The 13,516-nt window shown below is 71.0% G+C and carries 14 protein-coding genes and 2 pseudogenes; 14 read left to right on the top strand and 2 right to left on the bottom strand.

Going from position 1 to position 13,516, the window contains the following annotated elements:
* Window positions 1-185 precede the first annotated feature (185 nt).
* The 9 genes from ABZW14_RS07585 (at window position 186) to ABZW14_RS07545 (ending at window position 8,202) form a co-directional block, all read left to right on the top strand.
* Complete coding sequence (locus tag ABZW14_RS07585) at window positions 186-467, top strand: hypothetical protein (protein ID WP_355341347.1); 282 nt, start codon at window positions 186-188, stop codon at window positions 465-467.
* Window positions 464-751 carry a hypothetical protein gene (locus tag ABZW14_RS07580; protein ID WP_355341344.1) on the top strand — a complete coding sequence of 96 codons (288 nt, stop codon included), beginning with the start codon at window positions 464-466 and terminating at the stop codon, window positions 749-751. Before ABZW14_RS07585 ends, ABZW14_RS07580 begins: the two co-directional genes overlap by 4 nt.
* Before the next feature lie 437 nt (window positions 752-1,188).
* On the top strand, window positions 1,189-1,752 hold the full coding sequence (locus tag ABZW14_RS07575) for a sigma-70 family RNA polymerase sigma factor (protein ID WP_355341341.1): 564 nt from the start codon (window positions 1,189-1,191) through the stop codon (window positions 1,750-1,752).
* Between the two features lie 72 nt (window positions 1,753-1,824).
* Window positions 1,825-2,583 carry a zf-HC2 domain-containing protein gene (locus ABZW14_RS07570; RefSeq protein ID WP_355341339.1) on the top strand — a complete coding sequence of 253 codons (759 nt, stop codon included), beginning with the start codon at window positions 1,825-1,827 and terminating at the stop codon, window positions 2,581-2,583.
* Between the two features lie 99 nt (window positions 2,584-2,682).
* Complete coding sequence (locus ABZW14_RS07565; RefSeq protein WP_355341336.1) at window positions 2,683-3,276, top strand: copper chaperone PCu(A)C; 594 nt, start codon at window positions 2,683-2,685, stop codon at window positions 3,274-3,276.
* The gene (locus ABZW14_RS07560; RefSeq protein ID WP_355341333.1) at window positions 3,273-4,499 is read left to right on the top strand and encodes a Dyp-type peroxidase; all 1,227 of its coding nucleotides are present in this window, start codon (window positions 3,273-3,275) and stop codon (window positions 4,497-4,499) included. The genes ABZW14_RS07565 and ABZW14_RS07560 overlap by 4 nt, the downstream gene beginning before the upstream one ends.
* 26 nt (window positions 4,500-4,525) lie before the next feature.
* The gene (locus tag ABZW14_RS07555; protein ID WP_355341330.1) at window positions 4,526-5,095 is read left to right on the top strand and encodes a copper resistance CopC family protein; all 570 of its coding nucleotides are present in this window, start codon (window positions 4,526-4,528) and stop codon (window positions 5,093-5,095) included.
* Window positions 5,096-5,172: 77 nt separating this feature from the next.
* Window positions 5,173-7,269 carry a cytochrome c oxidase assembly protein gene (locus ABZW14_RS07550; protein ID WP_355341327.1) on the top strand — a complete coding sequence of 699 codons (2,097 nt, stop codon included), beginning with the start codon at window positions 5,173-5,175 and terminating at the stop codon, window positions 7,267-7,269.
* Window positions 7,270-7,467: 198 nt separating this feature from the next.
* Window positions 7,468-8,202: a hypothetical protein gene (locus ABZW14_RS07545; protein WP_355341324.1), complete on the top strand. Its 735-nt coding sequence runs from the start codon at window positions 7,468-7,470 to the stop codon at window positions 8,200-8,202.
* Window positions 8,203-8,407: 205 nt separating this feature from the next.
* Here ABZW14_RS07545 and ABZW14_RS07540 read toward each other — a convergent pair whose 3' ends face one another.
* Window positions 8,408-9,112 (bottom strand): YcnI family protein, encoded by a 705-nt coding sequence (locus ABZW14_RS07540; RefSeq protein ID WP_355341321.1) that lies wholly within the window; start codon window positions 9,110-9,112, stop codon window positions 8,408-8,410.
* Between the two features lie 414 nt (window positions 9,113-9,526).
* Between ABZW14_RS07540 and ABZW14_RS07535 the strand changes: the two are divergent.
* The 5 genes and pseudogenes from ABZW14_RS07535 to ABZW14_RS07515 form a co-directional block, all read left to right on the top strand.
* Window positions 9,527-9,628 (top strand): annotated as a pseudogene (locus ABZW14_RS07535) (hypothetical protein); the annotation flags it as partial.
* A 38-nt stretch (window positions 9,629-9,666) separates the two neighbouring features.
* Window positions 9,667-9,915, top strand: coding sequence for a hypothetical protein (locus tag ABZW14_RS07530; protein WP_355341318.1), 249 nt, complete (start codon window positions 9,667-9,669; stop codon window positions 9,913-9,915).
* A 485-nt stretch (window positions 9,916-10,400) separates the two neighbouring features.
* Window positions 10,401-11,099 (top strand): hypothetical protein, encoded by a 699-nt coding sequence (locus ABZW14_RS07525; RefSeq protein ID WP_355341315.1) that lies wholly within the window; start codon window positions 10,401-10,403, stop codon window positions 11,097-11,099.
* A 181-nt stretch (window positions 11,100-11,280) separates the two neighbouring features.
* Window positions 11,281-11,385: pseudogene (locus ABZW14_RS07520) on the top strand (heat-shock protein HtpX); the annotation flags it as partial.
* Between the two features lie 69 nt (window positions 11,386-11,454).
* Entirely contained in the window at window positions 11,455-12,759 is a 1,305-nt protein-coding gene (locus ABZW14_RS07515) for a hypothetical protein (protein WP_355341607.1), read from the top strand.
* On the opposite strand, the gene ABZW14_RS07510 is transcribed toward ABZW14_RS07515, so the two are convergent.
* Window positions 12,738-13,505 carry an ABC transporter permease gene (locus tag ABZW14_RS07510; protein WP_355341312.1) on the bottom strand — a complete coding sequence of 256 codons (768 nt, stop codon included), beginning with the start codon at window positions 13,503-13,505 and terminating at the stop codon, window positions 12,738-12,740. The genes ABZW14_RS07515 and ABZW14_RS07510 overlap by 22 nt on opposite strands.
* Window positions 13,506-13,516: the final 11 nt, after the last annotated feature.

Raw genomic sequence — 13,516 nt, 5'->3', positions numbered from 1 at the left:
TCCCTCCCGGGCCGAACAGGCACGATGCGACGGACGGCCGGCAGGGACCGCTGCCTGTGATGGTCCCGCCCACGCTGCCTCGACGCTGCCGCTTGAGCCGACACGGCGGGGGCGTGGCTTTCTCAGCAGATCGGCGAATCACGCCGGTTCTCCCACCAGGGTGTTTACAGATGTAGACTCGGTGGGTGGATGAGGAATACCGCTGGGACGACCACAGCTACACCGCCATCGCCGCCAACCAGGTTGCATGGCAGGACGTCTCCTACGTACTACGCCACGCCCACCCCAAGATCCGACAACACACCGGAGCCGTGCTGCAAGTCATCGCTCGGGTCACTGACCAGCGGATCCTCGTGGTAACCCTCATCGAAGAAGCCGACGATCACTACCTGGTAGTGACCGCACGGCACCTGACCGGCGAAGAACTCACGCACGCCGAGGCAATACTGAACAGGGGCAGACCATGAACCGCGACGACGCAATCGAAGCCGCTAAGCAGCCCATTGACTGGACCGACGCAACCGTCGACACCACCGTCAGGAAAGCCACGATGGTGTACTCCACCCGCCTGCCTGACGACCTCGCCACCTGGCTTGAGGACGAAGCTACCCGTCGCGGCATCAACCCGTCAGCGGCCTTGCGCGAGCTTGTCGCTGACGCCAAGCGCACCGCCGAACAAGACAAGACCGTCACCGTACGGCTGTCGGAACTGCATCAGGTGATCAACCAGATCGCGGATCGAGCCGCCTGACGTTGCTGTTCCTGACGACGGGAATTGGTAGACACCCTGCTCGGCGGCCGCTGACTGAGTTCCGGTCTCGGCGGTCGGTGCTGCCGGGCCAATGTTCTGGTCGGCCTGGTTGCGCCGGCGCTGGTCGCGTCGGCTCTCCAGGTCAGGCACTGTCATCCGACCGTGATCACGCATGGCGGGTCTTTCACCTCGCCGCGGTCTTCGTGGCCGCTGCGGGCACCGGAGTTTGAGTCGCTCTGACCTGTACCGCTTTGTCAATGCCAAGACCAGGCATGTCATCACGCGGGCCCATCTTGTTGATCTGTAGCGGCCACGGGCACGTACTACCCAGGACATCAGCCGTCGTCCGTGCCGTACCCTGGCACAGGACTACTACGAGTTGTCGTTTTCGGTGGGCAGCGAGCGGCGCGGGCGGGATCCGGAACGGAGGTATCAGGGTGACCGACGACGCGGAGATCACCGCGTGGGCGTTGGCCGCAGGCCGTGGTGACCGGGACGCGGCCGCGCGGTTCATCCGGGCGACCCAGGCTCGCGTACACCGGTTCCTCGCCGCGCTCGTCTCTCCGTCGGAGGCAGACGATCTGGCGCAGGAGACCTATCTGCGGGCGATGCGGTCGCTGCCGTCGTTCGCCGCGCGGTCGTCGGCGTCGACGTGGCTGCTCACGATCGCTCGGCGAGTAGCCGCCGACCACGTCCGCGCAGCCACCGTGCGGCCGCGCACCGTGCCGCTGCTCGACGACTACGACGTCCCCGACGCCCGCCGGGACGGGTTCGACCGGGAGGTCGTGCTGAAGCAGCTGATCGCGGGTCTGCCGGCGGACCGGCGGGAGGCTTTCGTCGCCACCCAGATCCTGGGGCTGTCCTACGCCGAAGCGGCCGAGGTGTGCGGCTGCCCGGTCGGTACCATCCGGTCCCGGGTGGCCCGCGCCCGCGAAGACCTGATCGCCGCCAGCGGTCGTGCCCGGTCCGCGCCTCCGAGCCTGGGAGGCACCGCCGGCTGAGCCCATGGCGTGACCTGCGTCAATACCTGTTCTCGTGGGAACCAGGGCGGGCCGCCGGGCGACTACCGGTACATGGGGTGCGAGCAGTGGCGTGAGGTTCTGTCGGCGCAACTCGACGGTGAGGTGAGCGCCGCCGAGGAGGCCGGCGCGGACGCGCATCTCGACGGGTGTGCCGACTGCCGCGGCTGGTTGGACCAGGCCGCCGCGGTGACCCGGCGTGCCCGGCTGACCGTGCTGAGCGCAGGCCCGGATCTGACCGACGCCGTCCTCGCTGCGCTCCCTACCGCCGGGCCCGCCCGTCGAGGTTCGGGGAGCCGACTTGTGCTGACGCTGCGGGGTGTGCTGGGGCTGGTCGGCGGCCTGCAGCTGGCGTTGGGCCTGGCGCAGGTCGGCCGTGGGCCTGCCGGGGCACACGAACACACGGGCGTGCTCGCTTCGGGGCATCTGTGGCACGAGTCGGCGGCATGGAACGTGGCGGTCGGCGCGGGGTTCCTGTTCGTGGCGGCACGGCGCACGCCACCGACCGGGCTGGTGCCGATGTTGAGCGCGTTCGTGGGCACGCTGGTGCTGCTGTCGGTCAACGATCTGGTGACCGGGCGGGTCGACACCACCCGGCTGGTCAGCCACGGCTTCCTCCTCGCCGGATACCTGGTGGTCGTCGCGCTGTCGCGGCCCCGGCTGCGTCCCGATGGACCACCGGCGCGCGGCCACGGCGACCGGTCGAGCTGGCGCCTGAGCATCGACGACGCGGCCGAACCGGAACCGGCACCGCTGCGGGTGGCGCCGCCGTACCCGGGCTCGGCGCGGGCCGACGACTCCGCGGCGGCGTGACCCGCCGCGACCGGTGACATTAACCACTTTTGTGGTGGAACTTTCCTTTTGTCTCCCTCGACCAACACGTCGACACACCCATCAGCGAAGGGAACCTTCATGTCCCGCACCACCGTCGGCGTCCGTGGCCCGCTCGCTGCGGCCGTAGCCGCCCTCGTTATCGGCGTCGCCGGCTGCGGCTCGTCGGACGACTCGTCGACCGCGGCACCCACCCCGCCGGCGTCGGCATCCACGGCGGCCAGCGCGGCGGCGGGAGTGCTCGGCATCCGCGATCCGTGGGTCAAGGCGGCCGACAAGGGCATGACCGCGGCGTTCGGCACGCTGGTCAACGACGGCGACACCGACGTGACCATCACCGCGGCATCCACCGATGTGTCGCCCATGGAACTGCACGAGATGACCATGAGGGACGGGAAAATGGTCATGCAGCCCAAGCAGGGCGGCATCGTCGTCAAGGCCCACTCCAGCACGACGCTGCAGCCCGGCGGTGAGCACCTGATGCTGATGGACCTGAAGCGGCCGGTACAGGCCGGCGACGAACTGACGTTCACCCTCACCTTCGCCGACGGCAAGACCCAGACGTTCACCGCGGTCGCGAAGCCGTTCACCGGCGCGCAGGAAACCTACGCCCCCGGCCACGGCCAGCCGGACATGTCGGCCACGCCGGAGATGAGCATGAGCCCGGCGTCATGACCGCAGCGTCCGCGGGCCGCACGGTGAGCAGGCGGGGCCTGCTCACCGGTGGCGCCCTCGCCGCCGGAGGCGCCCTCGCCGGCGGGGCGGCCGTCACCGCCGCCCGGTCCGAGGGCGCGGCGACTCCCGCCGACACCGTCGCGGTGGCGCAGGTCGGCACCGCGGTCGAGCCGTTTCACGGTCCCCGGCAGGCCGGGGTCGCCACCGACCCGCAGGCGCACGCCGCGTTCGTCGCGCTCACCCTCAAGCCCGACACCGACCGGGCGGCGCTGGGCCGGATGCTGCGCCTGCTGACCGACGACGCCGCCCGCCTCACCCAGGGCCACCCGGCCCTGGCCGACACCGAACCCGAACTCGGCCTGCTACCGGCCCGGCTCACCGTCACGTTCGGCTTCGGCCCCGGCCTCTACGCCGCCGCCGGCCTGACCGGCCGGCGGCCACCGTCCGTGGCCGACCTGCCGGCGTTCCGCATCGACAGGCTCCAGCCGCGCTGGTGCGGTGGGGACCTGCTGCTGCAGATCTGCGCCGACGACCCCCTCACCGTCGCCCACGCCCAACGGGTCATGGTCAAAGACAGCCGCCCGTTCGCAGGCGTCCGCTGGGTGCAGCAGGGCTTCCGCCGCGCCGCCGGCGCCGAGCCCGGCCGCACCCAGCGCAACCTGTTCGGTCAACTCGACGGCACCGCCAACCCGAAGCCGGGCGGCGGCTTGGACGCCGCCGTGTGGGTGCCCGACGGACCCGACTGGCTGCGCGACTCCACCACCCTGGTGATCCGGCGGATCAGCATGAACCTGGAAACCTGGGACCTGCTCGGCCGCAGCGACCGGGAACTCGCCGTCGGCCGGCGCCTCGACACCGGCGCACCGCTCACCGGCGCCGCCGAACACGACGACCCCGACTTCGCCGCCACCGGCCCTGACGGGCTCACCGTCATCCCCGACTTCTCGCACCTCACCCGCGCCCGCGTCACCGACGACCGGCAGAGAATCCTGCGCCGCCCCTACAACTACGACGGCATCCCCACCGCGCAGGGCCACGCCGACAGCGGCCTGATCTTCGCCTCCTACCAGGCCGACATCACCCGGCAGTTCCTGCCCATCCAGCGGCGCCTCGCCGAACAGGACCTGCTCAACGAATGGACCACCCCCATCGGCTCCGCCGTGTTCGCCGTCCCACCCGGCTGTCCCGACGGCGGCTGGATCGGCCAGCAACTCCTCGGCTGACCCGCCACGAACCAGAGAAGGCCCCGATGCGCCCATCCCACCGCCGTTCCACCGCCGCATGGCTCGCCGCGGCAGCCGTTGCCGCTCTGGCGGTCCTGCTCCTGCCGGCCGTTCCGGCCACGGCTCACAACAGCCTGCGGTCGGCCAGCCCGGCCCAGGATGCCCGGCTCACGACCGCGCCGAACGCGGTCACACTGACATTTCTCGAGTCACTCAAGCCGGCCTTCACCACCATCGTGGTCAGCGACAGCGGCGGACGCAAAGTCGCCGCCGGCGAGCCAGCGATCACCGCCTCGGCGGTGACAGTGCCGATCACCGGCACCCTCCCCAACGGCTCATACACCGTGGCCTACCGGGTGGTGTCCGCCGACGGACACCCGGTACAAGGGTCATACCGGTTCACCGTCGCCGATCCCGCCGCCCCAGCGGCACCAGCCACCGCCTCCCCCTCCGTCACACCGCCTGCCGCGAGCCCGACCACCGCAGCCGCACAGTCCTCCACCGCGACCGGTACGAACCCGCTGGTAATTGCCGCGATCGTGCTGGCGGCATTGGCTGTGGGCGCGGTGGCGCTGCTGCGCCGGCGCGTGCGATGACCGCCGACTGCAGGCCCACACCCGGCCGACGCCACCCTGCGGATCGCTCCGCACTTGCCTGATCCGAGGTCGAACCTGTGCCAGAATCCGAGATCGTCGTGCAACCCGGCGGCCGCGCCGACGGACCCGCCGCCACGGTGCCGGCGCCGCCGGCCACAGCCGTTCACCCGCGTGTTGGAGGGACCGCGACCGGCGGTGGCTGGCCGGCGGTCGCGCTGCCGGTCGCCGCCGTGGCGTCGGCGGTGGCGCTGCTGCTGCTCGCGCTGCGTGTCGGCGGCGCGCTCGAGACGGCAATCCCCGGGCTGCCCGACCCCGGCCCGGTGACGACCTGGGCGCTGCCACTCGTGCGGCTGCTGACCGACGTGCTGGCCACGCTGACCGTCGGAATGCTGGTCACGGCAGCGTTCCTGCTGCCCGGCGAGGGACCGACCGTCTCCCCGCACGGCTACCTGCTGCGCCGCCGCGCCGGACTGGCCGCGGCCGGATGGGCGACCGCCGCGCTGACCCTCATCGTGCTGACCGTCTCCGACCTGCTCGGCTTCCCGCTGGACCGGCTGGGCGTGCCTACCGTCGTCAGCTACGCCACAGCGATCTCCCAGGGGCAGGCGCTGCTGATCCAGGCCGGCCTCGCCGCGGCGGCGGCGGTCCTCGCCCGCGTCGGAGTTTCCCGGGGCACCGCTGCCCTCGGCGCCGCGCTCGCCACCCTCGCCGTCGTTCCGCCGGCGTTCACCGGCCACGCCGCCGGGGCGGGCAACCACCAGATCGCGGTCAGCAGCCTCACCCTGCACGTGCTCGCCGCCGTGCTCTGGGCCGGCGGGCTGGCGGCACTGCTGATGCTGCGTCGGGCGCGGGCGCTGCCCGACGTCGCCGGCCGCTACAGCAGGCTCGCCCTGGCCTGCTTCGCCGCCGTCACCGTCAGCGGCGTGGCCAACGCCGCCGTCCGCCTCGGCAGCCCTGCGCAACTCTGGCAGTCCCGCTACGGCTGGCTCATCCTCGGCAAACTCGCCGCCCTGCTCATCCTCGGGGCGCTCGGCGCGGCGCACCGACGGCGTACTCTCCCCCGCCTGCGGGCCGGCCGACGCAGCGCGTTCACCCGGCTGGCCGCCGGCGAACTCGTCGTGTTCGCCGCCGCCGTGGGGCTGGCCGTCGCGCTGTCGCGCAGCCCCACCCCGGTGCCGGATCCGGGCGCGGGGGCCGACCCGTTGACCGCGCTGCTCGGCTTCCCGATGCCCGCCGCGCCCACACCCGGGAACCTGTTCGGCCAGCCGCTGCCGGACCTGCTGTTCCTGACCGGCAGCCTCGCCGGGGCCGGCGGCTACCTGACCGGTGTGTACCGCCTGCACAAGGCGGGACACCACTGGCCGCTGGCCCGCACGGCGAGTTGGCTCGCCGGCACTTTGGTCTTCGCCGCAGCCACCGGACTCGGCTTCGCCCGGTACGCGTACGTGCTGTTCAGCGCCCACATGGCCCAGCACATGGTGCTGGCCATGCTGGTGCCGATCCTGCTCGTCGGCGGCGCCCCCGTCACCCTCGCCCTGCGCGCGCTACGCAGACCCACCGACCCGCAGGTCCGCGGCACCCGGGAATGGCTGCTGCGCGCCCTGCACAGCCCGGTGACCAAGCTGCTCACCCACCCGCTGGTCGCGCTCGGCATCTACACCGGCAGCCTCTTCGGCCTGTACTTCAGCCACCTGCTCGGCACGCTGATGCGCTCCCACCTCGGCCACGTCGCCATGCTCGTGCACTTCGTGGTCTCCGGCTACCTGCTGTTCTGGGTCCTCATCGGCATCGACCCCGGCCGTCCCCGGCTCCCCCACCCCATCCTGGTGCTCATCCACCTGGCCTCGATGATGGCGCACGGCTTCTTCGGCCTCGCCCTCATGCAGACCACCACCGTCATCGCCCCCGACTGGTACACGTCCGTCCACCCGGCCTGGGCGTCGTCACTGCTCGACGACCAGAAGCTGGGCGCCGGCATCGCCTGGGCCTTCGGAGAGATCCCCGCCGCCGTCGTCATGATCCTCCTGGTACGCCAATGGATCGCCGCCGACCAGCGCGAACAACGCCGCGTCGATCGGGCCGCCGACCGCGCCGAGGCCACCGGCGAGGACGACGACCTGGCCCGCTACAACGCCTTCCTCGCCGCAGCCGCCCAGCAGGACCAGGCGCGATGAACGCGGACCACCACCCGCCTGCGTGGTAACGCTGCGCGCTGCGACGCCGTCTTTCCGGGCTGACGTCGCAGGCGCGGCCCGTACCAGCGCTCCAAGGCTGGCGGGCGGCGCGCGACTTGCCGCCACACCCTGCGCTGCCTCATGACAGTCTGGTCATGTGCGGCCCCGGGCACGGCCGGGGTCGCCAGAATCACGGCCATGGACGGACGCACGAGACCACTCGCGGCGCTGTTCGCCGGGCTCGCGGCACTGCTGTACGTGCTCACCCCGGGTGTCGCCCAGGCACACATCGGCGGCCAGCCGATCCCGGATGCCGCCTACTACCGGGCCGACGTGAACGCGGTCACGCCGAGCCGACCGGACATCCAGGTACGGGTCGATCCCGGCGGCGAGTGGCTCGAGCTGACGAACACCGGCCCGGACGAGGTGATCGTGCTCGGCTACACCCGGGAACCGTACCTGCGCATCACCGCGACCTCTGTGCAGGAGAACCAGCTGTCCCAGACCACGTATCTCAACCGCAACCTGTTCGCCGACAGCGTCCCCACCGGCCAGGACAGCGCCGCCCTCGCCCCATCCTGGAAGACGATCAGCGGCAAGGGCACCCGACGGTGGCACGACCACCGGATCCACTGGATGGGCCAGGCCCGGCCACCGGCCGTCGCCGCCGACCCCCGCCACCCCCACCCCATCGGCGACTGGACCGTACACGCGACCGTCGCCGGTCAACCGCTGACGATCACCGGCGACCTGCGCTGGCTGGGCAAGCCCGGCGCGGCGGACGGAAACCTGGCCGTGCCGTCCTGGCTGCTGTGGCTGATCGAGGGGACACTCGTACTCGTCCTACTGCTCGCGGTATTCCTGATCCACCAACGCCGGAGGTCTCCGGCCGCCGTGGCGGCGTCCGTCGAGCAGGATGTCCACGCCGTCTAATCCCCGCCGCCAGCCGGCAACCGTCGCGGGCGGTTTCGTCGGCGTGCCGGGCAAAGGTCGCGCGCTCTGCAGCACCAGCCATCGGCGGTGGCGGACGGAGCGGCGTAAACAAATGTTCGGTGAGCACCCGAAGGCGGCGGGCCAGGCAGTAGGTGTGCGGCTGCCCGGCCCGCGCCAGTACGGCGATCGAAAGCTCGTGCCGGTGTCAGCCGCGCTGGGTGGCGCGGCGGTAGGCCAGCAGCCCGGCGAGGAGACCGGCGAGGCCGAGCAGAATGCCGGCGATGCCGTAGGCGGTGCCGTTGCTGCTGTCCTTGTCGCTGTCGTCGGTCGTGGCAGCTGCGGCAACGGGCTGAGCGGCGGCCGTCGCGGCGTCCTTCTTCGCCAGCTTCAGCACCGGGGCCGGGTGCTCCGGCTCGGCGCCGCCGCTCGGTTCCTCAATCCACCGCACCACGTCGCCATCGGAATAGGTCTGCAGCGTCTTGAACACCATCTGATCGCTCTCCGGCAGCGGCCCGAGGGAGACATCGAACTCCTGGAACTGCCCCGGCTTGATCGCGGCGGCGCCATCAGCGGTCCAGGTGATCTTCGTGACCGCCTCGGTAATCTCGCCGTCGTCGCTCTTGATCGGGGTAGCCAGCTTCGACGTCTCGGTCTTCGCGGTCCACCCGGTGATCGGCTTCAGCGACACCGACGCGATGGGTGAGCCGGCAGGAAGGTTCACCTCGACCTTGGTCGTGTTGGCGTTGTCCTTCTCATTCGGCACGCGGAAGGTGACCTTGGTGTAGCCGCCCTGCGTCGCCTCCTTCGGGTTCACGGTGACGTGAGCCGACGCTGGGCCAGCCACCGCGAGGGTGATGGCGGCGACGGCAGCTCCGATGGTGGCCGCTCGCGCAAGCAGTGACCGCTTCATGTCAGGACGTCCTCATCATCTCGACTCAACGGGCCGGCGCATCCGGCACCGTCGGCTAGTCGTCCCGGAGACGCCGATAGTTCCCCGCCTCCTTCGAACGAGGGATTGCCGACAGCAGAACCCGGCTTCGGGAACTGGCGGGCCGGTCTGCCCGACTGCCGATCTCGACAGCTACCCATGCGAGATCGGACGGACCGAATGACCTCGACGCTCCCGGCAAGGGCGACGTTTTGACCCGGGTGGTGTTCGACGTGCCCACGCTCGGGGACAAGCAGCACATTGTCTACGTCGACCCGTACACCGCGCAGGTGAACGGACCCTGACCACGTGTTTCGGCTCCGCCCCGGCGACCACGTGGCTTGGTAACCTGCACCGCAACCTGCACCTGGGCGTCGTCGGCACTATTACTCGGAGATCGCCGGCAGTTGGCTGTGGGTCCTCGTCCTGGGCGGGCTCATCCTCTGGTGGCGACGCCGCCGCACCAGCACCGACCGCCTACGCCGCCTGGTCGCCCCCGACCCCGCCGCCAAGCGCGGCCTGCGCCGCACCCGCAGTTGGCACACCGCCAGCGGCCTGCCCTGTTCGACCGGCTCGGCATGTTCCACCCCGCCACCACCCGCGCCGCCGCGCTACGCGACCAACTCGCCGTGGCCGAAGAATCCGCTGGCACGCTGCACGCCAGGCTCGACCACCACGGCGGCCCGACTGTGAAGGTCGGAGAGGAGGCGGATGACGGTGCTGGCGGGGTGCACGACAAGCAGGTCGTGGGTGACGAGAGCGGCGAGCAGCACCGGCTGGCCTGACTCGATACCGCACATCCGCCGGGCAGGCGCCGGTAGGGGCAGCTCACCGCGGCTGCCGATCTGGTGTCGTCCGTCGTGGGCCGAGCCGACGACTAGCATCCCCTGATGTTGCTGGATGTCGAGGCGGCGGCCCGGTGCCCAGCCCAGGCCTTGTAAAAGGGGTTGCGCGGTCACCCCGGCCGCAGCTCGACGGGACAGCCATCCCCAGCAGGACGTCCTGCGCGGCGGCGAACACCGGCGGATGAACGTAAACAGGCAGTGCTGGCATCGGCCGCGGGCACGGACGGGGCCGGGTGGGCAGGACGGCAGAAACGAGCGGCCGGACGAGCTGTTCGCCGTGTAGGCGGAAAGGTTGTGTCATGCCGGCGACAACGGCAGCTGGGTCCCGCGTCGACGTGCTCGACGAGCTTGACGGGCAGCAGGTCTGGGGTCCGAGCAGCCTCGCCGGTGGCCCTCCTGGGAGGAGGGGCGGGCATACTGCTGGCATGCGTGACGGCCTGCATGGACCGAACGTCATCACCGCTGGGGAATCTGTGCTGCTTCTCGTGGCGGTCAGCGGCGGTGAGGCCGTGCACCTCGCCCGCCGGCACGAGCCGACGGGGCCGGGCCGCGGCGCCGTACCGGACCATTACCTCACGGGCGGGGACAGTGAGCGGGAGGCAGTCCAGCGGCGTTATGACGTCGAGGCGCTGCGGGAACCGATCTGGGAGCACACGACGATGTGCGGCCGAGTCTGGGCGCTGATGGTCGGCGGTGACGGCGGGCCGCTCAGCAGGTACTGGGAGCCGGCGTTCGCGCCTACGTGCCGTCGGTGTCTGGCGCTGATGGACCGTCTGTTCCCGGCTCCGGCGGTCGACCGCAGAGTCCCGGTCGTCGCGCAGGTGGTCTGCGACGTGGTGCGTGAGCACGGGCACGCGGAGGTCCGGCAGGTCCCCGGTGACCAGCTTGCCGTCCTTCGAAAGGAGATTCGGTCGCTGATCAGGCAACAGACGGGCCACCCCGCCCAGACATTCGTTCACGGCGATCTCCTGCTGGTGGTGTGTGATCCGCTGCGGGACGCGGAGGCGGAGATGCGGGCAGCCGCCGAGGCGATAGGAGCAGTGCTTTTCGGGGATCAGCCGCTTCCGGCCGCGCGACCCGAGCGGCCATGGGTCGTCACGTGGGCAGCGTGGGACCTGGGGTAGACGTCGGGCTGTCGCTGTGTCGGCCTTCTGCACGCTCGCCATCTGCCGGTGCTTTAGCTGCATCTGGCCCTGGCACGGCAGCCGCGTGGGCTCCTGGACGGGGTAATTCCGTCTGGTTGCGGTAGTCGCTCGCGGCTTGGCGGTGTGACGGGGGGCGGCGACTCGTCCCGCGGTGGTGGCGTCCTCCGACGTCGTCACCATGGGCTGCGGCGACGCCTGCCCAATCGTCTCCAGCAAGCGCTACGAGGACTGGAAGCTCGACGACCCCGCCGGCAAGGGCTTCGACGATCCGCGACGAGTCCCTGCGGTCGAAGGGCGGGTGAGGTCTTCAGCGAGATTTCAGGGTCGGCGTTCCATGCTCGCGTCAGTGTCCTTGACGATGGGAAGAGTTGTGTCTGTTGCCACTGACCGGCTGGTGGGTACGCGCGGGTGGTTGACGAAAGTCCCGGCGATCACTGCGACGTTCTGGGTCATCAAGGTGTTGTCGACGACGATCGGGGAGACGTTCGCCGATTATCTGGCCGTGAACGTCGGCCTGGGTCCTGCCGTCACCGACGCGGTCATGATCGCGGCGCTGGTGGTCGCGCTTGCCATGCAGTTCCGGACCCGCGCGTACACGCCGTGGATCTATTGGTTGTGCGTGGTGTTGGTGAGCATCGTCGGTACGCAGCTGACCGACTTGTTCACCGACACGCTGGGCGTGAGCTTGTATGTCAGCACCGCTGTTTTCGCGGTGGTCCTCGCGGTCGTGTTCGCCGTCTGGTATCGGCAGGAACGCACGCTCGCGATCACCTCCATCGACACCCCACGTCGCGAGGCGTTCTACTGGGGCGCGATCCTCACCACGTTCGCGCTCGGCACCGCCGCCGGTGACCTCGCCACCGAGGCACTCAGCCTGGGTTTCCGCAACGGGGTGCTGATCTTCGGGGGCCTGATCGCGGCGACGTGGGTGGCCTACCGGCTGGGCGCCGGGCAGGTGCTGACGTTCTGGATCGCCTACGTGCTCACCCGTCCGCTCGGCGCCTCGCTCGGTGACCTGCTGACGCAGGACAAGGATTTCGGCGGTCTGGGACTGGGCGCGAGCGTGACCAGCCTGCTGTTTTTCGGCACGATCGTGGTTCTTGTCATCCGTGAACAGGTTCTGGTCAGTCGTCACGGGGTGGCGACGAAGGGCGCGGGGCCGCTGGGCGGCTACCGGCAGGACTACGTGTGGGCCGGCGTGGCCGTGGTTGCTGTCGCGGTGGCCGGGTGGGTGCTTCGCCCGGCTGCGGACACGACGCCGACCGCCGAGCCTGCGCCCGTGACGACCGCACAGGCCGGTGCCCGGCCCGGCGCCCCGGCGGCCCTCCCTCGGCAGGCTCATCCGACCACGAAGCTGGGCAACCTGGGCAAGTTTGCTGTGATCGTCACCGACGTGAAGGCGAAGGTCGCGCAAAACGACCTGGCCGGCGGGAAGAGCCGGGCGAAGGATCTCGAGGTGGCTTGGGACGATGCCGAGGCGGGGCTGAAGCCGCGCGATTCGGCGAGGTGGCACCAGCTCGACGACCAGATCGATGCGGTCCTGACGGCCCTGCGGGCGCCGAGCCCGGTGCGGGGTGACTGCGCCTCCGCGGTGGACACCCTGCTGGCGACCCTGAGTCAGTTCGACGGCGTCAGCTGACCGCCTCGCGGGCGGAGCCGCCCCCGGGCCATCACCTCGATGGTGAGGACTGTGGCGGCGGCTTCGACGGCGAGGAGGCCGACCAGGACGAATAGTTGGGTGATGCCCGCGGTGAGCGGGCTGGCGCCGCCGAGGAGGACGCCGACGAAGGCGCCGGGGAGGGTGACCAGGCCGACGGTGCGGGTCTGGTCGAGTGCGGGCACAAGTGCCTGGCTCGCGGCGGGGCGGCAGACGAGCAGCCGGGCGTCGCGGGGCAGCATGCCCAGCGCGAGGGCGGCTTCGACCTCGCCGCGCCGGGCGTGCAGGTCGTCGTTGAAGCGCCGCCCGGCGAGGCTGGTGGCGGTCATGGCGCCGCCGGTCAGGATGCCGGCGATCGGGATGATCGCGATGCCGCGCAGCGGCACCAGGCCCGCAAGGAGCAGCGCGGCGACGACGGTCAGGCTGGCGGTGGCGATCGGGACTCCCGCCCACCAGCCGTACGGCCCACCGGTGATCCGCCGGCCGGAGGTGCCGGCGGCGACCACGCACATGAGCAGGACGAACGCCCCGGTGGCCCACAGCGAGCCGACGATCGCGGTGATCACCAGTGACACGGCGGCCAGTTGCAGCGCGGCGCGGACGGCGGCGACGGCGATCTGTCTGCCGTGCCCGAGCCGTCCGACGGTGGCGATGGCGGCCGCGGCGGCGGTCAGCAGCGCCAGCGCGACGGCGAGTTTCGGCCCGAGCACCAGCATCGTCGAGGTCATCCGCTGCCGGG

The sequence above is a fragment of the Micromonospora sp. NPDC004551 genome (genome assembly GCF_040609975.1).
Taxonomy (GTDB): Bacteria; Actinomycetota; Actinomycetes; order Mycobacteriales; family Micromonosporaceae; genus Micromonospora.
This window is presented reverse-complemented; position numbering and strand designations above follow the sequence as displayed.